Raw genomic sequence first — 21,162 nt, 5'->3', positions numbered from 1 at the left:
CGGCGGAGCGTGGGGGCCATCTCACCGATAATCGTGGGTTATGTCCGAATCCACTGAAATTGAAAAACAGGTCAAGCGCCGCCGCACGTTTGCCATCATCTCCCACCCCGACGCGGGTAAAACCACGCTGACCGAAAAGCTGCTGCTGTTCTCGGGCGCGATCCAGATCGCCGGCAGCGTCAAGGCCCGCAAGGCTGCGCGCCACGCGACCTCCGACTGGATGGAAATTGAAAAGCAGCGGGGTATCTCGGTCGCCAGCTCGGTCATGCAGATGGAATACCGCGACTGCGTGATCAACCTGCTTGATACACCAGGCCACCAGGATTTCTCGGAAGACACCTACCGCGTGCTGACCGCCGTGGACGCGGCGCTGATGGTGATCGACGCGGCCAACGGCGTTGAGCCGCAGACGCGCCGCCTGCTGCAGGTCTGCCGCGCACGCAACACGCCCATCCTGACCTTCGTCAACAAGATGGACCGTGAGGTGCAGGACCCGATGAGCGTGATGGACGAGATCGAACGCGAGCTCGGCATGACGGTCGTACCCTTCACCTGGCCGGTCGGCATGGGCAAGCTCTTTCACGGTGTCTACGACAGGCGCGAAGACCGCATGCGCGTCTTCAGCCCCGGCGAAGAAAAAGCCGGTGGCGACGATGAAATCCTGGCCGGTCTGGACAACGCCGAAGCCGCCAGGCGCTTTGGCGCCGAATACGCCCAGGCCCAGGGCGAGATCGAACTCGTGGCCGGCGCCACGCCCGAGTTCGACCGCGCCGAATTCCTGGCCGGCAAACAGACGCCCATGTTCTTCGGCTCGGCCATCAACAACTTCGGCGTGCAGGAAGTGCTGGACGCGCTGGTCGACCTGGCGCCCGCGCCTGCCGAGCGCGAAGCCATCCAGCGCGTGGTGCACCCCGAAGAGAAAAAATTCTCCGGTGTGGTGTTCAAGATCCAGGCCAACATGGATCCGGCGCACCGCGACCGCATCGCGTTTTTGCGCGTGGCCAGCGGCGAATTCACCCGAGGCATGCGCCTGAAGGTGGTGCGCAGCGGCAAGGAGCTGCGCCCCAACACCGTGGTGAGCTTCATGAGCCAGCGCCGCGAGCTGCTCGACACCGCCTTCGCCGGCGACATCATCGGTATTCCCAACCATGGCGTGCTGCAGCTGGGCGACACGCTGACCGAAGGCGAAGCGCTGCAGTTCACCGGCCTGCCCTTCTTTGCGCCTGAAATGTTTCGCGCCGTCGAGGTGGCCGACCCGCTGCGCAGCAAGCAGTTGCGCGCCGGCCTCACGCAGCTGGGTGAAGAAGGCGCGATCCAGGTGTTCCGTCCGATTGCCGGCTCATTGCTGCTGCTGGGCGCTGTCGGCCAGCTGCAGTTTGAAGTGGTGGCTCACCGCTTGGAGCATGAATACGGCGTCAAGGCCCGCATCATGGGCAGCAACTTCAACCTGGCCCGCTGGGTAACGTCCGAGGACCCGAACGAACTGAAGAAATTCATGGACGCCAATGCCCACCGCGTGGCACTGGATGCGGTCGATGCCCCCACCCTGCTTGTGGACCACAGCGCCACCCTGCGCGCGGTGGAGCAGCAGTGGCCCAAGATCAAGTTCCATGCGCTGCGCGAGCACGCCGGACTGGTTTTTCAGTCAAAAATGTAAATACTTTTGGCCTGCAGTCCAATCAGGACGGGCGCAAGCAGCTATAAAATCCATAGCAACCTGCGCGCGTATCCTGAAGCCCCGGCCTATTGGGCCTTGAGGAAATCGCCCACTTCCAGCAGGATCAGCTCGTTGTCGTCCGCCTTGTTGGGCTCGCGGCTGCTGGAAAACGGCAGGTTGTTGTCGTTGCCCACCACGATGTGCGTGGCGTCCACCACGTCCACGTTTTCAATGGTGAAGAACGGGAAGGTCAGCACGCCGTTGTTCAGGGGCTTGCGCGCCAGCTTCGCCGGGTCGGCAATGGCCATCAGATCGATGTAGCCGATCTTGCGCAGCGCGCCGCCGGCATTGGCGTCGCTCAGTTCCACTTTATAGACACGCTTGAACCTGGCGATGTCATGAAAGCAGTCAGTGCGCTTCTGGCCTTCCGGGCAGGCCTTGTCGGCCGTGCCTTCGCCGTTGTCGCGCTCGATGATCAGGCCCGTCGTGCCGTCAATCATGTTGAAGTCGCCAATCGCGTGGCTGTTGCTCTCCAGCATGTATTTCCAGTGGCGGCCGGTCCAGGATTCGCTCTTCACGTCAAACTCCAGTACGCGCAGGTAGTCCTTGCCGCCCACGTTTTCATTGCCTTTGGCGGCGGCGTCATACAGCGCGCCCTCGAGCAGCGCATACAGCTTGCTGCCGTCTTTCGAAGCGGCCATGCCTTCAAACCCCTTGGAGCGGCGAACCTGGAAATCCACCGCACCGCCCGGCACACCGGGAGTCGTCACGGCCGGATGGTCGGGCGAACGCACGGCCTTGCCGTCGACCAGCGTGTCGAACACCGCCAGCACTTTGCCTTTCAGGTCGGCCCTGATCAGGAAAGGGCCGAACTCGTCGCCAATCCACAAGGCGCCACCGGCGAACTGGAAGCTTTCGGTGTCAAAGTCGCCGCCCGTGAGGTAACGCTGCTTCGTGCCTTCATGGACGATGCGAAACGGCACTTTTTTATCAGGATCGTGCAGAAAAATCGTTTCCAGCCGCTTCAAGGCGCCGCCCTTGAAATCAACCTTGTAGCGGTTCAGGTACAGCATGGCATCCGGCGAATTGGCTTTGGAGCCAAAGCCGTTGTCGGTCAGGATCCAGAAGCTGCCATCGGGCATTTTCTTGATGCCCGAGTGGCCTTGCAGCGGCTGGCCCTTGAAAGGCAGGCTCACCCCCGTGGGCCTGCCGGCAGACAGGCCCTCCACCGTGCCCAGCGCTTCCGTGCGCTTGCCATTGATGAACTTGCCGCTGACCTGCAGGTCCTGCGGCGCATCTTTGGGCGCTGCAATAAACGACCGGGCGGGCGCCACCACATGGCCGGCCAGTGTGGCCGGCAAGGCGGTCTGGGCTTGCAGCGGCGCAGCCAGCGCAACGGTTGCCAGCGCAGGAACGATGGCTTTGAAGAGAGATTTGAATGCGGGGTGCCGGTTGGCGGCAAAACGGGAAGAAGGCATGGGCAATCCACTGTTGAAGAAAGCCGGATGGTGGCCAACGCATGTGACGCCCTGATTACACACAGCGCCCCGGGTCCGCATCGGGCGTTTGCACGGCAGGGCCACGGCCTTCAGGGCAGGCCGTTTTTTTGCAATAAGCTATACAGATGTATCGAACGGCAAGCCTGCGTGGTTTTTTCCTGATGTTGCTCTGCGCATTCTGCGGCGCAGCCCATGCGCAGGTCTTTGACCGCCTGTACGAAGACAGTCCCACAATCACGCTGGCCCAGCCGCTGCAATGGGTCGCGGTGCCCAAGGATTCCATCGAGTCACCTGATGCCTTGACAGCCGGCGATCCCGCAACCGGGCCGTGGACCTTCCAGCCCTATACAGACGACTCCATCCTGCCCACCTCGAACACGCAGGATGTCTGGGCCACTTTTTCACTGCCGGCCACCGAAGCCCTGCAGACCTGGTACATACGGATGCCGGGCCAGGCGATCTTCAAGGCGAGCCTTTTTTCGCGCAACCCGCAAGGCGGCTGGCTGGTCCAATCCGCCGGCGAAGCGATTGCTCCGGCCGCATGGGCCTTGCGTACACGCGTGCCGAGTTTTGAACTGCAAACGCGCGGCGACGGCATGCAGACCTACTACCTGCGCTTTGAGCACCGCAGGGCCATCACGGCGCGGCCCATGCTGCTGTCGCCCATTGAGTACATCGACGGCGCGTCCCGGGTTGGCGTGGTGATCGGATTGATGTGGGGAATGTTCAGCCTGCTGGCCTTTCTATGCCTGGCCGCGTTCGTCATGGCGCATAACAAGGTATTTTTGTGGTTCGGCGCCGTCGTGGTCACGCTCATGTTCACGCAGCTGGTGCTGATCGGCTATGGCGGCTGGCGCATCTGGCCGCACAGCGCACACCTGAACCAGGTCATGGGCTGGGTGTCGGCCTCGGTGAGCATGGCCGCCGGTGCATGGTTTTGCACCCAGGCCAGTTATGCCAAGAGCGGCTACCCGCGCATACACCGTCTGCTGCTTATCGTGGCGGCTGGCAGCCTGTTCATGGCCTGCCTGATGGGTGCCAGCCAGAACCTCGTGCCGCGTGATCTTCGCAACCTGTGGCTGGCGTTTTCCACCCTGGCCATCATGGGAAGCCTCCTGTGGATGTCTTTGCGGGGACAGACCTGGAACCTCCTCATCCTGCTGGGCGCCGCGCCCATCGGGCTGGCCGCGCTGGCCCGGCTTTCCTACAACGCGGGCTGGGTCTGGAATGTTGAAGCGGCACAGGCAGCCGGTGTCCTGTCGGCGATGATCGGCCTGCTCTGGGTTTTCCTCGTGCTGGCATGGCGCAGCCGGGCAGCACTGTTTGCCAACCACCGCAGCGCCGCACTGGCGACTTACGACCCGGCCAGCGGGCTGATGTTGCCGCGGATCATCGACGACAGGCTGCCGCCCATGCTGCTTCGCGCGCGACGGCAGAAGTCGGCATTCGGCGTATTGATGTTGCGCTGGCAGGGCCAGGCCCCGAGCCATGACGCGGCAAGCGACCAGAAGCGCGGTGCCGCACTTTCCCGCATCGGCGAAATCCTGCGCGGGGCAGCACGCGACGTCGACACCGTGGTTCGCCATGGCGAAAACGACTTCATGATGCTGATCGAAGGTCCGGTCAACCGCACCACGCTGTCCGAAGTTTCAACCAAGATCCTGGCCGACTGCATACGCGCCTCTGAAAAGCTGGGCGATGCGAACGCCTTTAACCTGCACGTCGCCCTGTGGCATGACACGCCCAGCTCCCAGACGACCGCACAGGAAGTGGTTGAAAGGCTCAAGTCCCGCTTGCACCAGATGTCCTCTGGAACAAAACGCTATGTGCAGTTTGTCGATTCGCCGAGCGATACAGTAAGTGCCGCAGGAGAAGACGTGAGCCGTCGGGAAGACCTGCTGGCCAAGATCAACGAAATTGAAATTTCGCACCCGGCCCTGGCCACCGAACAGACGTCAGCCCCGGGCCGCTGACACCCTGGCGGTGGGTTCAGGCGCCCTGGTCAGAGGCAAAGGCAAAGCCGTCTTGTACCTGACCTGCTTGAGCGCAAAGCTCGAGCGTATTTTCTCGATGCCCGGAATTGGGGACAGCTGCTCAAGGATGAACTTCTCCAGCGCACCGATGTCGGCCACAGCCACACGAATCAGGTAGTCGCTGTCTCCCGACATCAAATAGCACTCCATCACGTCGTCGTGCTCGGCGATGCGTCGTTCAAAGTCGGCCAGCGACTCCTTGCTTTGCGTGCGCAGGCTGATGGAGATGAACACATTCAGGCCCAAACCCAGCGCCGCCGCGTTGGCAATGGCGACATAGCGGTCGATCACGCCGCCGGCCTCCAGCGCCTTGACGCGGGCCAGGCACGGCGAAGGGCTCAGGTGCACGCGGCGCGCCAGCTCCACGTTGGTCAGCGAGCCATCCCGCTGCAACTCATCCAGAATCTTCAAATCAAGGTTATCGAGCTGTATCATCTTTAAAATTCGCTATTTACAGCATTTTATGCTTTTAAATTGTGTCACTCCCCGATATTGAAGCAACACCTTCCGGGTGATTCTGCGTAAAGTGATTGGTGCCATGAACGACTCCACACCCCACCATTTACTGATGCAGGCCGCTTCTTACACCGATCCTTCCGCTGACCCTGACCCACAGGAAACCGCCGAATGGCGCGAGGCATTTGAAGCCCTGGCCCTCACGCAAGGCCCGGCCCGCGCGCGGGAAATGCTCCACGAGCTGAGCCGCGTCGCGCGCAAGCAGCGCATCGGCTGGCAGCCCGAACTGGCCACGCCTTACGTCAACACCATTGGCGTAGACGAGCAGCCCGTGTTCCCCGGCGACCTGGCGATGGAAGAGCGCCTGGCCTCGCTGATGCGCTGGAATGCGCTGGCCATGGTGGTGCGCGCCAACCAGGCCGAGACCGGCGGCTCGGCCGAACTCGGCGGCCACATCGCCAGCTATGCCAGCGCAGCCGACCTGTTTGAAACCGGCTTCAACCATTTCTTTCGCGCGCGTGAAGGCGTAGGTGAAGGACAGCACCGTGGCGACCTGGTGTTCTTCCAGCCGCACAGCGCACCGGGCGTGTATGCACGCGCCTACCTGGAAGGCCGCCTGAATGAGAAAGACCTGGGCTTTTACCGCCAGGAGCTGACCGCGCCCAGCCAGGGCGCGCAAGGCCTGTGCAGCTACCCGCACCCGTACCTGATGCCGGACTTCTGGCAGTTCCCCACCGGCTCCATGGGCATAGGCCCGATCAGCTCGATCTACCACGCACGCTTCATGCGTTACCTCACGCACCGGCGCCTGCTGGACTGCACCGGGCGGAAAGTCTGGGGCGTGTTCGGCGATGGCGAGATGGACGAACCCGAATCGATGAGCGCGCTGACCCTGGCCGCCCGCGAGGGACTGGACAACATGGTCTGGGTCGTCAACTGCAACCTGCAACGGCTCGACGGCCCGGTGCGCGGCAATGGCCGCATCATCGACGAGCTCGAAAAGCTCTTTGCCGGCGCCGGCTGGAATGTCATCAAGCTGGTCTGGGGCAGCGACTGGGACGGCCTGTTCGCACGTGACCTGACGGACGCATTGGCAAAAACTTTTGCGCAGACGGTGGACGGCCAGATGCAAACCTTTGCCGCCAAAGACGGGCGCTTTAACCGCGACAACTTCTTCGGCCAGAACGCTGAACTCACACGCCTGGCCCAGGGCATGACGGATGAACAAATCGACCGCCTCAAACGCGGCGGCCACGACCTGGTGAAAATCCATGCCGCTTACGCCGCGGCGGCCAGCCATCGGGGGCAGCCCACGGTGATCCTGGCCCACACCAAAAAGGGCTACGGCATGGGAAGCGCCGGCCAGGGCAAGATGACCACACATTCGCAGAAAAAATTCGACGGCGAAGAGCTGATCGAATTCCGCAACCGCTTTAACCTGCCGCTGTCTGACGAGCAAGCCAAAAACCTGGCCTTCTACAAGCCCGCTGCAGACAGCGCCGAGATGCAATACATGCACGCAAAACGCGCAGCACTGGGTGGCTATTTGCCGCGGCGTGAAACGGCGGCTGACATCGTGAACATTCCGGCCCTGCCCTCATATGCCCAGTTCGCACTGGCTGCCGACGGCAAGGAAATGAGCACCACCATGGCCTTTGTGCGCATGCTGGGCGGCTTGCTGAAAGACGCGGCCTTGGGCCCGAAGATCGTGCCCATCGTGGCCGACGAGGCGCGCACCTTCGGCATGGCCAACCTGTTCAAGCAGGTGGGCATTTACTCCAGCGTGGGCCAGCGGTATGCGCCGGAAGACATTGGCTCGGTGCTGAGTTACCGCGAGGCGCTCGACGGCCAGATCCTGGAAGAAGGCATCAGCGAAGCCGGCGCCATGGCCAGCTGGACGGCGGCGGCCACCAGCTACAGCGTGCACGGCCTGGCGATGCTGCCCTTCTATATTTACTACTCGATGTTCGGCTTTCAGCGTGTGGGCGACCAGATCTGGGCTGCCGCCGACCAGCGCGCCCGCGGCTTCCTGCTGGGTGCCACCTCGGGCCGCACCACGCTGGGCGGCGAGGGCCTGCAACACCAGGACGGCACCAGCCACCTGATCGCCGCGACCATTCCCAATTGCAAGGCCTACGACCCGGCCTTCGCCGGCGAGCTGGCCGTGATCCTGGACCACGGCATGCAGGAGATGATGGTCGAGCAAAAAGACGTCTTCTACTACGTCACGCTGATGAACGAGAACTATGCGCAGCCCGATCTGCAAGCCGGTTCCGAGGCGGACATTATTCGCGGGTGCTATCAATTCAATAGCTGGTCGCGCCCGGATTTATTGCCCCCCAGCGCTAAAACACCTCAAAAAAAGGCCCAAAAAGTCGTTTTGATGGGCTCGGGAGCGATCCTGACCGAAGTGATCAAGGCTGCGCAGCAACTGGCCACGCAGGGCATTGAGGCCGCGGTCTTCAGCGTGACCAGCTGGAGTGAGCTGGCGCGTGATGGTGCGGCTTGCCAGCAAGAGGCGATCAATGACGGCGCTGTGACTGCGTCCTTCATCGCTCAGCAGTTGCAGGGCAGCACCGGCCCCATCGTTGCCGCCACCGACTATGTGCGCGCCGTGCCTGAAAGCATTCGTGCCTTTGTGCCCGAAGGCCGGCGCTACCTGACCCTGGGCACCGACGGCTTTGGCCGCAGCGACACGCGCGCCGCGCTGCGTGAATTCTTCAGCGTCGATGCGCAAAGCATCGTGAAGGCGGCGCTGCACATGCTGAACCAGAAGTAGGCCAACGCACGAAATCCCGCGCGCGGCAGGCCGCGCACGGGCTCGGGGAAGAAGCGCCCGGCTTACTTGGGCAGCAGCACCTTGTCGACCACGTGGATCACACCATTGGACTGATACACGTCGGCAATGGTGACTGTCGCAACGCCGCCCTTCTCGTCGGTCACCGTGACCTTGCCGCCGGCCGATTTGGCCACCAGCGTGCCACCGGCCACCGTCTTGATGGTGGCCATGCCCTTGCCGTCGACAATCATCTTGCTGATGGCTGCCGCGTCCCACTTGCCGGGTACGACGTGGTAGGTCAGGATGCCGGTGAGCATGCCCTTGTTTTCGGGCTTGAGCAGGGTGTCGACCGTGCCGGCGGGCAATGCGGCAAAGGCCGCATTGGTGGGCGCGAACACGGTGAACGGACCCGGGCCCTTGAGCGTGTCGACCAGGCCCGCGGCCTTGACCGCGGCGACCAGCGTGGTGTGGTCTTTGGAGTTGACAGCGTTGTCGATGATGTCCTTGCTGGCCAGCATGGGCGCACCGCCCACCATGACCTGGGCGAAGGAAGATGCGGCAGCCAATGACAGGGCGATGGCCACGCCGACGGATGCCAGTTTGTGTTTTGTCTGCATGTGAATACCTTTGAACTGATGTTGATGAAGTAGATACGCAAGCCGCAACCGGAAGGGTTTTCAAAGCGGCTGACATGAATACGGGGCCGAAGACCGGCTGGATTCAAATCAAACGTATCAATCCGGATGCATCAACGCTTTTCGCCGCGCGGGCGCGCGGGCAGAGCTCAGGCGGCAGGTTCAAAAAACGCGCGCACAGCCTGCGGGAAAATCAGGTGTTCCTGCGTGAGGATGCGGGCAGACAGCGTCTGGGCAGTGTCGCCCGGCAGCACAGGCACCACCGCCTGCGCCAGGATGGCGCCGTGGTCCAGTACCTCCGTGACCTGATGCACCGTAGCGCCCGCCACCTTGCAGCCCGCATCGATGGCGCGCTGGTAGGTGTCCAGCCCCGTGAAGGCCGGCAGCAGCGAAGGGTGAATGTTGATCAAGCGGCCAGCGTAGTGCTGCACAAAGCCCGGCGTCAAAATGCGCATGAAACCGGCCAGCACCACAAGCGCGGGCGAATACCGGTCAATGCGGGCCATGAGTTCCGCATCAAAAGCCTCCCGGGAATCAAAAGACTTGTGCGGCACAGCTTCGGTAGCAATTCCCAGGCGTTGGGCCAGGGCCAGCCCCGGGGCGTCCGCTTTGTTGCTGATGACCGCGGCTACCTGCACCCCCCATTTGCTGCGCCAGTCCTCTTTTTCAGCGGCGCGGGCGATGGCCGCCATGTTGGAGCCGCCCCCCGAAATCAGGATGACGATGTTTTTCTGCGCAGTTGCCATAGCCCTCTAGTTTAGAACGCGGCTGAAGGGCAAAGAAAAAGGCAAACTGCCTTCTCGTTGCCCGGCCTTTGCGTTATGTCCCACCTGAGACATAAAATTACGAACGACCGTGCTAAAAATAAGAAATCGACCGCAGAAATGCCTGCCAACCGCCTGGAGACAACCCCGCCATGGATTTAGCTTTCACCCCTGAAGAACAGGCCTTTCGCGAAGAGATACGCGCCTGGGTTCACGCCAACCTGCCCAAAGACATCTCGCACAAGGTGCACAACGCCCTGCGCCTGTCGCGTGACGACATGCAGCGCTGGGCCAAAATCCTCGGGAAAAAGGGCTGGCTCGGCCACGGCTGGCCCAAAGAGTTCGGCGGCCCGGGCTGGAACGCGGTGCAAAAGCATTTGTTTGAAGAAGAATGCGCGCTGGCCGGCGCGCCGCGCGTGGTGCCCTTCGGCCCCGTGATGGTGGCACCCGTCATCATGGCCTTCGGCAGCCCCGAACAACAAAAGCGCTTCCTGCCCGGCATCGCCAGCGGCGAAGTGTGGTGGAGCCAAGGCTATAGCGAGCCAGGCTCGGGCTCTGACCTCGCATCCGTCAAATGCCGGGCCGAGCGCCAGGGCGACAAATACGTCGTCAATGGCCAGAAGACCTGGACCACATTGGGCCAGTACGGCGAATGGATCTTCTGCCTGGTGCGCACCAGCACTGAAGGCAAGCCACAAACCGGCATTTCGTTTTTGCTGATCGACATGAAGTCGCCCGGCGTGACAGTGCGCCCCATCGTGCTGCTGGACGGCGAGGCCGAGGTCAATGAAGTCTGGTTCGACAACGTCGAGGTGCCGGCCAACAACCTGATCGGTGAAGAAAACAAGGGCTGGACTTACGCCAAGCACCTGCTCAGCCACGAACGCACCAACATCGCCGACGTCAACCGCGCCAAACGCGAGCTGGAACGCCTCAAACGCATCGCCAAGGCTGAAGGCGTGTACGACGACCTCCGCTTTCGCGACGAGATCGCCAAGCTCGAGGTCGACGTGGTGGCGCTGGAAATGCTGGTGCTGCGCGTGCTCTCGGCCGAGAAGTCGGGCAAGAATTCGCTGGACATCGCGGGCCTGCTCAAGATTCGCGGCAGCGAAATCCAGCAGCGCTACAGCGAGCTCATGATGCTGGCCGCCGGCCCCTTCAGCCTGCCCTTCATCGAAGAAGCCATGGAAGCCGGCTGGCAGGGCGACTTCCCCGGCGGCCTGCTGGGCGACGCGCCGCTGGCGTCCACTTACTTCAACATGCGCAAAACCACGATTTACGGCGGCTCCAACGAAGTGCAACGCAATATCGTCTCGCAAGTCGTTCTCGGCTAAATCTGATTCAAAGGAACACATCATGGATTTCGATTTCACCGACGACCAGGAACAGCTGCGCGACGCCGTGCGCAAATGGGTCGACAAGGGCTACGACTTTGAGCGCCGCCGCGGCATCGCCAAGGCGGGCGGTTTCTCGCGCGAGGCCTATGGCCAGATCGCCGAGCTGGGCCTGACCGGTCTCTACATACCCGAAGACGACGGCGGCCTGGGCATGGGCCCCGTCGAGGGCATGGTGGTGATGGAAGAGCTCGGGCGCGGCATTGTGCTGGAACCCCTGGCGCAGACATTGATTGCCGGCGGCGTGCTGTCGAACTACGCCCCCGAAGCCGTCAAAGCAGCCTGGTTGCCGAAAATCGCCGCAGGTGAAAGCCTGGTGGTACTGGCCTACCAGGAACGCGCCGCGCGCTACGACTTCAAAAAATGCGAGGCAAATGCGGCTGCAGCCGGCGATGGATGGGCGCTAACAGCTATCAAAAGCATAGTGCCGGCCGGCGATAAAGCCGATGCCTTCATCGTTCCCGCCATGGCCAGGGGCAAGCTGGCGCTGTTTCTGGTGGAGCGCAGCGCTGCCGGCGTAACAACCACGGGCTATAGTACGCAGGACGGCGGCCGGGCTGCCGAGATCACGCTTAAAAACGCGCCCGCCACCCTGGTCACACTGGACGGCCTCACGGCCCTGGCCCACGGTATCGACATCGGCATTGCCGCGACCTGCGCCGAAGCCGTCGGCGTGATGGACAAGACGCTCGCCATCACTGTCGAATACATGAACACCCGCAAGCAGTTCGGCGTGGCCATCAGCAGCTTCCAGGCCCTACGCCACCGCGTGGCCGACATGAAGATGCAGCTGGAGCTGGCGCGCTCGATGAGTTACTACGCATCACTCAAGCTCAATGCGCCGGCCGATGAACGCGCCCGTGCGCTGGCGCGCGCAAAGTACCAATTGGGCGTGTCGATGCGCTTTGTCGGCCAACAGGCGGTGCAGCTGCATGGCGGCATCGGCGTGACCGACGAGTACATCGTGAGCCACTACTTCAAGAAGTTGACGCAGCTGGAAATGACGTTTGGCGACACGCTGCATCAACTCGGCGAAGTGTCGAGCCGCATGCAGGAGACGGCTGGCGTATTTGCCTAGAACCTAGCCCCCAAGGTCGTTCGCTTGACGCGGCCCAGAGGTTACTTTGATGCAGTACGCGACAAGATACGTTTTGACGGAAAAACCAGCTTGCCCGGCGTGCCTCCCGCGGGTGCTGGTGTGTCCAGCTTAAAAATCAATGTGAACCAGGAAGGACTTCGACCGATTGCAGCGGAGTTCAATGCAGAAAAGATCACTGGCCGGACCTGGCCGGTGGCGGACAACCACTTGGTTGTGCTGGAGTTTACTCACTGAGTTTTGCGGCGCTTGCCGATTCAAGGCGGTAGACGCGGGCTGTGCGCGAAAAACATCCAAACATATCAGTGACACATCACGGGTCGCGGCACGTCGACTCCAGCGTATTTGAAACCCTCCTGGGTCGGAATTAAAGGCACTCCGGTTGTACATCCACCGCGACCAATTCCGGCGCTGTACATTCCATTTTGAAAAAAAACACTACTGAGCCGAGCACTATCGGCATTTAGGAAGTCGTAGATCTTGACGACGACATCACTGGATACATCAGCCCCCACATGAACATGCGTCTTTCCCTGCACCTCGACATAAGGCCGAGGAGCTTCGCAGATCCAACCTTCCATATATCTGCAAAACACCACCTCATACCGGCGATAACGACTGCCTTCCTCGTATGCCGTTGAAGATACTTTCGCTGATAGAAAGACGGGTTTGCCAAGCGTCGTCCGTCGTACCTCAACGTTCTGAATGACCACATCCTGGCGGCTGAACGTAACTCTTTGCTCCAGCCGCGCCGCTTCAGCTGCGCCGAGGAGCACCTCCTCGGTAGGAAGCATCCCGGCAGTAGCCAAAGTGATGCCACTTGCGGTCGCGAGTAGGAGGGCAAATGTGCGGGTAACTGTTCCAAGGATCGGATAACAATTTGTTTTCCATCTGAAAAAACCGTTCACGGACATTAGGGGAGCCCTGATTGCTGCACATTTATGCATGAAATTGGTTCTGGCAAAGTCGCCCCTACCGTTTTGCTGTGAGAAGCGGGTTGCCACGCATGCAGGCGCGACAAAGCCCGGAGCGTCACGCGTGCAGGCGTGACGTTTTCGGAATATGCGCCATCAAAAACTCCATCTGGTCCGCCAGGATGCGGCGGTTGCGCAGGATGAAATCTTCCCAGAGGCTAGGCACATAAGGCGTGTAAAGCAGCGGCATGTGGGCCTGCTCGGGCGTACGGCTGCTTTTGCGGTGGTTACAGGCGCGGCAGGCAGTGACCACGTTCATCCAGGTATCAATGCCTTTTTGAGCAAACGGGATGATGTGCTCGCGCGTCAGATCTTCTTCATGGAAATGACCGCCGCAGTAGGCGCACACATTGCGGTCACGGGCAAACAGCTTGCCGTTGGTCAGGCCCGGTTTCAGGTCAAACGGGTTGATGTTGGGCACGCCCTTGGTGCCGATGATGCTGTTGACGGTGATGATGGATTGCTCACCCGTGATGGCGTTGTGACCGCCATGGAAGGTGACAACCCGCGCGCCCATCTCCCAGCGCACCTCGTCGGCCGCGTAATGCAACACGGCTTGTTCAAGGCTGATCCAGGATTGCGGCAACCCCTGGGCTGAGAGCTTCAAGACCTTCAAAACGAACCTCCATCATGGTGGATGACGCATGGAAACACGGCGTTCGGCTGACTGTGTATCAATATACAGTGAAATCATGGCAAACAGGTTCAAATCCCCCATAAACCACTTTGAAGCCCCGTTGAGACGGCCTCCAGCGCTATAAAAACGATAATTGCCCCATGAAAATTTTCCGCGGCTACCACCATCCCCAGCTGGCGGCGCAATGCGCCCTGACCATCGGCAATTTCGATGGTGTGCACCGCGGCCACCAGGCCATGCTGGCGCTGCTGAAAAATGAGGCACAGCACCGCGGCGTCCCCAGCTGCGTCATGAGTTTTGAGCCGCATCCACGCGACTATTTCGCCGGCGTGGCCCGCAAACCCGAGCTGGCCCCCGCACGTATCGCCACGCTGCGCGACAAGCTGACCGAGCTGGCGCGCTGCGGCATCGACCAATGCGTTGTGCTGCCCTTCAACGCAGCACTCGCATCCCAGCCGGCCGAATCGTTTATTGAAGATGTGTTGCTCAAAGGCCTGGGCGTGAAGTACGTGCTGGTGGGCGACGACTTCCGCTTTGGCGCCAAACGGGTGGGCGACTACGCCATGCTGGACGCCGCCGGCGAGCGCCTGGGCTTTGACGTAGCCCGCATGAACAGCTACGAGGTCAGCAACACCCGGGTCTCCAGTTCGGCCGTGCGCGAGGCGCTGGCGCGGGGCCAGATGACCCGTGTGGCCAGCCTGCTGGGGCGACCTTACAGCATCTCCGGCCATGTGGTGCATGGCCGCAAGCTGGGCCGTGACCTCGGTTTTCGCACCCTCAATTTGCGGTTTTCCCACTGGAAACCGGCGGCCAGCGGGATTTTTGCGGTGCAGGTCTACGGCCTGGCCGACCAGCCCATTCCCGGCGTAGCCAACCTGGGGATCCGGCCCTCGCTGGACCCTGCAGACATCAACGGCGGGCGCGTGCTCCTGGAGACCCACTGCCTCGAATGGCCGACCAGCCTGGGCTCCGAGGGGGCATACGGTAAAATCATCCGTGTGGAACTGCTGCACAAACTGCACGACGAACTGAAATACGACAGCCTGGACAGCCTGAAAACAGGCATTGCCAAAGACTGTGACGAAGCGCGGGCGTTTTTTGCCCAGCCGCCCAAGTCGTTTTCGGCTTCGATGCACACGGAAACCAGCCGCCAGACCACGCGCGACCGAATTTAGACGATCTCGTCGCCTCTGGCCCTCGCTTTGCCTTCCACTGGCGAGCGGCTTACTTCCCCACCGTATTTCCGGCGGCCCGCCTTTTCAGGCCGCCCTAACAACAGCATTCCAAAAGCATCCCATGTCCGAGACCAAAACCGATTACCGCAGCACCCTGAACCTGCCCGACACACCCTTCCCGATGCGCGGCGACCTGCCCAAGCGCGAAGCAGGCTGGGTCAAGGAATGGGACGAAAAAGGCATCTACAAGAAGCTGCGCGACGTGCGCGCCGGCAAGCCCAGGTTCGTGCTGCACGACGGCCCACCCTATGCCAACGGCAAGATCCATATCGGCCACGCCGTCAACAAGGTCCTGAAAGACATGATCGTCAAGGCGCGCCAGCTCAAGGGCCTGGACGCGATCTACGTGCCGGGCTGGGACTGCCACGGCCTGCCCATCGAAAATGCCATCGAAAAACTGCACGGACGCAATCTTCCAAGGGACGAAGTGCAGGCCAAGAGCCGAGCCTTCGCCACCGAGCAGATCGAGGGCCAGAGGGCCGACTTCAAGCGCCTGGGCGTTCTCGGCGAATGGGACAACCCCTACCGCACGATGGACTTCGCCAACGAGGCCAATGAAATCCGCGCGCTCAAACGCATCATGGAGCGCGGCTTTGTCTACCGCGGCCTGAAGCCGGTGTACTGGTGCTTTGATTGCGGCTCGTCGCTGGCCGAATTTGAGATCGAATACGCCGACAAGAAGTCGCAGACGCTGGATGTCGGCTTCAAGTGCGCTGAGCCGGAGAAGCTCGCGGCCGCTTTCGGCCTCAAGAGCCTGGCCAAAGACGCCTTCGCGGTGATCTGGACGACCACCGCCTGGACCATCCCGGCGAACCAGGCACTCAACCTGAACCCCGAGCTCGAATACGCACTGGTCGACACCGAGCGCGGCATCCTGCTGCTGGCCTCCGTGCTGGTCGAGAAATGCCTTGAGCGCTACCAGCTCACTGGCACCGTGCTGGCCACCACGCTGGGCAAAAACCTGGCGCTGCTGAAATTCCAGCATCCCTTTTATGACGTCGATGCAGGCTACCGGCGCTTCAGCCCGGTCTTCCTGGCCGACTACGCCACCGCCGACGACGGCACCGGTATCGTGCACTCCTCGCCCGCCTATGGGGTGGAAGACTTTAACTCTTGCGTGGCCAACGGTATCGCCTACGACGACATCCTCAACCCGGTGCAGGGCAACGGCCGCTATGTCGACGAACTGCCGATGTTCGGCGGGCTCAATATCTGGAAGGCGGCACCGCTGGTCATCGACAAGCTGCGTGAGCACGAACGACTCTTTGCCACGCAAGACATCCTGCACAGCTACCCGCACTGCTGGCGCCACAAGACGCCGGTGATCTACCGCGCGGCGGCCCAGTGGTTTGTGCGCATGGACGAGGGCGAAGGCGTTTTCACCAAAGACAAAGCGCCGCAAACCCTGCGCAAGCTGGCCCTGGCCGCCATCGAAGAAACCAGCTTCTACCCGGAAAACGGCAAAGTCCGCCTGCGCGACATGATTGCCGGCCGGCCCGACTGGTGCATCAGCCGCCAGCGCAACTGGGGCGTGCCCCTGCCTTTTTTCATCCACACCGCCACCGGCGAGCTGCACCCGCGCACCATGGAAATCATGGACCAGGCAGCCGCCATGGTGGAGGCCGGCGGCATCGAGGCCTGGAGCAAGGCCACGGCCGAGTCCATCATCGGCGCCGATGCGCCGGATTACATCAAGAGCACCGACATCCTCGACGTCTGGTTTGACTCGGGCACCACGCACGACCACGTGCTGCGTCACAGCCACGCCGCGCAATCAACCTGGCCGGCCGACCTGTACCTGGAAGGCCACGACCAGCACCGCGGCTGGTTCCATTCGTCACTGCTCACCGCCTGCGCGATGTACGACCATGCGCCCTACAAGGGCCTGCTCACGCACGGCTTCACCGTCGACGGCAAGGGCCGCAAGATGAGCAAGAGCGAAGGCAATGTCGTGGTACCGCAAGAGGTGAGCGACAAGCTGGGCGCCGAGATCATCCGCCTCTGGTGCGCCTCGACCGACTATTCGGGCGACCTGGGCATCGACGACAAGATCCTGGCCCGCGTGGTGGACGCCTACCGCCGCATCCGCAACACGCTGCGCTTCTTGATGGCCAACGTGAGCGACTTCGACCCGGCCAAAGACGCCGTGCCATTTGAGCAGATGCTGGAAATCGACCGCTACGCGCTCAGCCGTGCATCGCAACTGCAGGCCGACATCCTGGCGCATTACGAGGTGTATGAATTCCACCCGGTGGTCTCCAAGCTGCAGATCTATTGCAGCGAAGACCTGGGCTCCTTCTACCTCGACATCCTGAAAGACCGGCTGTATACGACCGGCCCCAAATCGCTGGCCCGCCGCAGTGCGCAAACTGCGCTCTGGCAGATCACGCACGCCATGCTGCGCTGGATGGCGCCCTTCCTGAGCTTCACAGCCGAAGAAGCGTGGAAGGTGTTCGGGCAGTCCGAGTCCATCTTCATGGAAACCTATGCCGAGTTCCCCGCGCCCGACGCCGCGCTGCTGGCCAAGTGGTCACGCATCCGCGAAATCCGCGACACGGTCAACAAGGACATCGAAGCCCTGCGCACCGACGGCAAGGTAGGCTCTTCGCTGCAGGCCAATGTCGCGCTGGAAGTGGCCGCCGAAGACCATGCACTGCTGGCCTCGCTCGGTGAAGATCTCAAATTTGTCTTCATCACATCCGCTATTGATTTAATAGCTGCTGGCGCAGTATCAACGCGGGTTTCAGCCAGTTCTGACATCAAATGCGAGCGCTGCTGGCACTACCGGAGTGACGTGGGACACGACCCCGCCCACCCGACCATTTGCGGCCGTTGCACCAGCAACCTGTATGGTGCCGGTGAAGACAGGAAGTTCGCCTGATGGCCAAGATGACCTTCATCAAATCAGAGGGCAGCATGCTCCCCTGGCTGGGCCTGGCACTGCTGATCCTGATCGCTGACCAGTTCACGAAGGTATTGATCCTGGGCTACTACCGCCTGGGCGACTCCACCTATGTGACGAGCTTTTTTAATGTCGTGCGGGTGCACAACACCGGTGCGGCGTTTTCTTTTCTGGCCGAAGCCTCTGGCTGGCAGCGCTGGTTTTTCACCGCCATCGGGGTTGCCGCGGCGCTCTTTATTGTGTGGATGCTGCGCTCGCATGCCGGGCAAAAACTGTTTTCCTTCGCGCTGGCCTGCGTCCTGGGCGGCGCTGTCGGCAATGTCGTTGACCGCACCCTGCATGGCTATGTGGTGGATTTCCTGCAGTTCCACTGGCACGGCTGGTATTTTCCTTCGTTCAATATCGCCGATGCCGCCATCACCGTTGGCGCGGTTTGCCTCATCCTGGATGAGCTGCTCCGGGTTCGGCGTACCCGATAAACAGGAGCCGAACCGCTTGCAGCCATCCGGTTCAAGGGTATAGTGGTTCCGACCTTATGAAGCATTTGTTGAATCTTTTGGCAGCCATTGCGCTGCTCGTGTGGGGCACCCATCTCGTTCGTACCGGCATCCTGCGGGTGTTCGGTGCCAATCTGCGCCACGTGCTGGCGGTCAGCATCAGCAACCGGCTGGCTGCGGCCGTCTCGGGCATTGGGGTGACGGCCCTGGTGCAGTCCAGCACCGCCACCTCCCTTATCGTTTCGTCATTTGTCGGGCAGGGCCTGGTCACCCTGCCACTGGCGCTGGCCGTCATGCTGGGGGCAGATATCGGCACCAGCCTGATGGCCGTGGTGTTCTCTTTTGACCTGTCCTGGCTGTCGCCGCTCTTTATCTTTGTCGGCGTCGTGCTGTTCATCTCGCGGCAGGACACCAATGTCGGCCGCTTCGGCCGGGTGCTGATCGGCCTGGGCCTGATGTTGCTGGCCTTGCGGCTGGTCACGGCCTCCACCGAAGTCCTGACACAGGCACCGGCCGTGAAAGCCCTGCTGGGCTCCCTCAGCAGCGACCTGCTGCTCGAAATCACCGCAGGTGCCTTCCTGGCCGTGGTGTCGTATTCCAGCCTGGCGATCGTGCTGCTCACGGCCACGCTGGCCGCCTCGGCCGTTATTCCCATCGACGTGGCGCTGGGCCTGGTGTTGGGCGCCAACCTCGGCAGCGGGCTGCTGGCGGTGCTGACCACACTGCGCTCGGCCGTTGAGGTGCGGCAGGTTCCGCTGGGCAACCTGTTCTTCAAGCTGTTGGGTATCATCGTCGCGGCGCCCTTCATCGGCCTGTGGCTGCGCCACGTGCGCCCCTACCTCGGCGAAGCCGCCACCGTGGTGGTGCTGTTCCATCTCACCTTCAACATGGTGGTGGGTGCCATATTCATTGGCTGGACGCAGGTGATCGCGCGCTGGGTGGAAAAGCTGCTGCCCAAGCCCGACAAAAACAAGGCCGGCGGCCGCCCCCATCATCTCGACCCTTCCGCACTGGCCACGCCGTCCCTGGCCATCTCCTGCGCGGCCCGTGAAGCGCTGCACCAGGCCGACGTGGTGGAAACCATGCTGCTGGGCGTGCTGGCGGTCATCCAGAAGAACGACCTCAAGCTGGCCGAAGACCTGCGCAAGATGGACGATGCCGTCGACGAGCTGTATTCGTCGATCAAGTACTACCTCACCAAGATTTCACGCGAAGCACTGGCCGAGGAAGAAAGCCGCCGCTGGACAGACATCATCAGCTTTACCATCAACATGGAGCAGATCGGCGACATCATCGAGCGCGTACTGATCGATATCGAAGACAAAAAGATCAAACCAGGCCGCAACTTCTCGGACGCCGGCATGGCTGAAATCGTCGAACTGCACGAGCGCCTGGTGGCCAACTTGCGCCTGGGCATGAGCGTGTTCCTCAATGGAACGGTGCGCGACGCGCAAAAGCTGCTGGAAGAAAAAGCCCGTTTCCGCGACCTGGAACGTGCCTACGCCACGACCCACCTGGGTCGGCTATCAGCCAATACGGTGCAGAGCCTGGAAACCAGCTCGCTGCACATTGACCTCATCAGCGAACTCAAGCGCATCAACTCGCACATCTGCTCGATCGCCTACCCGATCCTGGATTCGGCCGGCGCACTGGCCCCCAATCGCTTGCGCCAGCCGGCACTGACCGACCAGGCCTAAGTAAGGCCCATGGCGTCTGAAAGAATCAGCGTCGCTTCGGCCGTGAATTCGCCGCGCTGCATGGCCTCGAGCAAGTCCCCGGCCTCCATCAAGCGAAACTGCTCGACCTCGCCGTCCTGGTTGTCGGGCACCATGCCCTCGGGTACGGTGCAGACATACCAGTCGATGTCCTCCACCACATAACCCGCGCCGTTGCCGTCGGTGGCCGGCCGCCGCGCCGCCAGGCGCCCGCCGTAGCGCATAGCCTGCAGCGCGGCCGTGTGCAGGCCGGCCTCTTCCCAGGTCTCGCGCACGAGCGCGGTTTCCACCGTATCGGCCGCCGACACCATGCCGCCCATCAGCGTGTCCCACAGGCCCGGATCATTCGATTTGTTGAAAGCACGCTGCTGCACCCAGAAGCGCCCGTCAGGTGACTGCCCCACCAGGTGCACCGCCAGCGTGGTGATGCCCAGCGGCCGCACAGCCGCGCGCTCCACCGTGCCCTTGCGGTGGCCGAACTGGTCGGGCACCGCGAGCTGCTCGTTGCGCCACGCGCCAGCCAGGCCGGCCTCATGAAGCGCGATCGCGATTTTGTTCAGGCTGGTGGTCACATCGCCCATCAAGCGCCAGCCCAGGCCACCGGGGTGTTCTTCCTTGAGCAGGGGATGGTGGCCGTCTGTCATGGCGTGGAGGGCCCGCTTGTGGAAGAAGCCGGGCTCCACCGAGCCGATCACCGATTCACCGGCCCACAGCGGCACACGTGGGCGCAGCGGTGGCTGGATCGCTCCAGCGCGCAGGGCTTGCAGCCATCGGGCATCAAAAGCAGGCGGCATCATCATGCGTCCTTGGGGCCAGGCAGGCCGTGGATATGCAAAAGACCGGAGGGCAGCAGGCCAGCCGGGATTCTGCTGAGCAGTTTACTTCGCCC

The 21,162-nt window shown here is 61.9% G+C and carries 17 protein-coding genes; 10 read left to right on the top strand and 7 right to left on the bottom strand.

The genetic code is table 11. The features are described from left to right. Positions 1–40: 40 nt before the first annotated feature. On the top strand, positions 41–1,657 hold the full coding sequence (locus AC1D1J_RS20830; protein WP_477695754.1) for a peptide chain release factor 3: 1,617 nt from the start codon (positions 41–43) through the stop codon (positions 1,655–1,657). A gap of 86 nt (positions 1,658–1,743) precedes the next feature. On the opposite strand, the gene AC1D1J_RS20825 is transcribed toward AC1D1J_RS20830, so the two are convergent. Then, on the bottom strand, positions 1,744–3,135 hold the full coding sequence (locus AC1D1J_RS20825; protein ID WP_477695753.1) for an esterase-like activity of phytase family protein: 1,392 nt from the start codon (positions 3,133–3,135) through the stop codon (positions 1,744–1,746). A 146-nt stretch (positions 3,136–3,281) separates the two neighbouring features. On the opposite strand from AC1D1J_RS20825, the gene AC1D1J_RS20820 reads away from it, so the two are divergent. Continuing rightward, entirely contained in the window at positions 3,282–5,129 is a 1,848-nt protein-coding gene (locus AC1D1J_RS20820) for a sensor domain-containing diguanylate cyclase (protein WP_477695752.1), read from the top strand. On the opposite strand, the gene AC1D1J_RS20815 is transcribed toward AC1D1J_RS20820, so the two are convergent. Continuing rightward, positions 5,112–5,621, bottom strand: coding sequence for an Lrp/AsnC family transcriptional regulator (locus AC1D1J_RS20815; RefSeq protein ID WP_477695764.1), 510 nt, complete (start codon positions 5,619–5,621; stop codon positions 5,112–5,114). The genes AC1D1J_RS20820 and AC1D1J_RS20815 overlap by 18 nt on opposite strands. Before the next feature lie 106 nt (positions 5,622–5,727). On the opposite strand from AC1D1J_RS20815, the gene mdeB reads away from it, so the two are divergent. Continuing rightward, on the top strand, positions 5,728–8,424 hold the full coding sequence (mdeB, locus tag AC1D1J_RS20810; protein WP_477695751.1) for an alpha-ketoglutarate dehydrogenase: 2,697 nt from the start codon (positions 5,728–5,730) through the stop codon (positions 8,422–8,424). Positions 8,425–8,486: 62 nt separating this feature from the next. Here mdeB and AC1D1J_RS20805 read toward each other — a convergent pair whose 3' ends face one another. After that, the gene (locus tag AC1D1J_RS20805) at positions 8,487–9,041 is read right to left on the bottom strand and encodes a fasciclin domain-containing protein (protein ID WP_477695750.1); all 555 of its coding nucleotides are present in this window, start codon (positions 9,039–9,041) and stop codon (positions 8,487–8,489) included. A 167-nt stretch (positions 9,042–9,208) separates the two neighbouring features. Beyond that, entirely contained in the window at positions 9,209–9,805 is a 597-nt protein-coding gene (gene purN, locus AC1D1J_RS20800; protein WP_477695749.1) for a phosphoribosylglycinamide formyltransferase, read from the bottom strand. 170 nt (positions 9,806–9,975) lie between these two features. On the opposite strand from purN, the gene AC1D1J_RS20795 reads away from it, so the two are divergent. From AC1D1J_RS20795 to AC1D1J_RS20785, 3 genes are read left to right on the top strand one after another with little or no spacing between them, the layout of a single operon-like run. Next, a complete protein-coding gene (locus AC1D1J_RS20795) occupies positions 9,976–11,157 on the top strand; it encodes an acyl-CoA dehydrogenase family protein (RefSeq protein ID WP_477695748.1) in 1,182 nt (393 codons plus the stop codon). Positions 11,158–11,179: 22 nt separating this feature from the next. Beyond that, positions 11,180–12,295, top strand: coding sequence for an acyl-CoA dehydrogenase family protein (locus AC1D1J_RS20790; RefSeq protein WP_477695747.1), 1,116 nt, complete (start codon positions 11,180–11,182; stop codon positions 12,293–12,295). Between the two features lie 24 nt (positions 12,296–12,319). After that, positions 12,320–12,550, top strand: a complete 231-nt coding sequence (locus AC1D1J_RS20785; RefSeq protein ID WP_477695746.1) for a hypothetical protein — start codon at positions 12,320–12,322, stop codon at positions 12,548–12,550. Positions 12,551–12,615: 65 nt separating this feature from the next. Here the strand turns inward: AC1D1J_RS20785 and AC1D1J_RS20780 are convergent, their stop codons facing one another. Together AC1D1J_RS20780 and AC1D1J_RS20775 are read right to left on the bottom strand one after the other, a co-directional pair. Then, positions 12,616–13,227: a hypothetical protein gene (locus tag AC1D1J_RS20780; RefSeq protein WP_477695745.1), complete on the bottom strand. Its 612-nt coding sequence runs from the start codon at positions 13,225–13,227 to the stop codon at positions 12,616–12,618. Between the two features lie 118 nt (positions 13,228–13,345). Further along, positions 13,346–13,903, bottom strand: a complete 558-nt coding sequence (locus AC1D1J_RS20775; RefSeq protein WP_092128654.1) for an HNH endonuclease — start codon at positions 13,901–13,903, stop codon at positions 13,346–13,348. 161 nt (positions 13,904–14,064) lie between these two features. On the opposite strand from AC1D1J_RS20775, the gene AC1D1J_RS20770 reads away from it, so the two are divergent. The 4 genes from AC1D1J_RS20770 to AC1D1J_RS20755 all read left to right on the top strand — a co-directional run bounded on the left by AC1D1J_RS20770 (position 14,065) and on the right by AC1D1J_RS20755 (position 20,255). Next, positions 14,065–15,099 carry a bifunctional riboflavin kinase/FAD synthetase gene (locus AC1D1J_RS20770; protein WP_457279507.1) on the top strand — a complete coding sequence of 345 codons (1,035 nt, stop codon included), beginning with the start codon at positions 14,065–14,067 and terminating at the stop codon, positions 15,097–15,099. A 121-nt stretch (positions 15,100–15,220) separates the two neighbouring features. Next, on the top strand, positions 15,221–18,040 hold the full coding sequence (gene ileS, locus AC1D1J_RS20765; RefSeq protein WP_477695744.1) for an isoleucine--tRNA ligase: 2,820 nt from the start codon (positions 15,221–15,223) through the stop codon (positions 18,038–18,040). Continuing rightward, positions 18,040–18,540: a signal peptidase II gene (lspA, locus tag AC1D1J_RS20760; RefSeq protein ID WP_477685899.1), complete on the top strand. Its 501-nt coding sequence runs from the start codon at positions 18,040–18,042 to the stop codon at positions 18,538–18,540. Before ileS ends, lspA begins: the two co-directional genes overlap by 1 nt. A 56-nt stretch (positions 18,541–18,596) precedes the next feature. Continuing rightward, a complete protein-coding gene (locus AC1D1J_RS20755) occupies positions 18,597–20,255 on the top strand; it encodes a Na/Pi cotransporter family protein (RefSeq protein ID WP_457279510.1) in 1,659 nt (552 codons plus the stop codon). On the opposite strand, the gene AC1D1J_RS20750 is transcribed toward AC1D1J_RS20755, so the two are convergent. Beyond that, on the bottom strand, positions 20,252–21,073 hold the full coding sequence (locus AC1D1J_RS20750) for an NUDIX hydrolase (protein ID WP_477685900.1): 822 nt from the start codon (positions 21,071–21,073) through the stop codon (positions 20,252–20,254). The two genes, AC1D1J_RS20755 and AC1D1J_RS20750, sit on opposite strands and share 4 nt — an antisense overlap. Positions 21,074–21,162 lie beyond the last annotated feature (89 nt).

The organism is Polaromonas sp. P1_F8, assembly GCF_056405635.1.
Note: the sequence above shows the minus strand (reverse complement) of the source record. Positions and strands in the feature narration are given on the sequence as shown.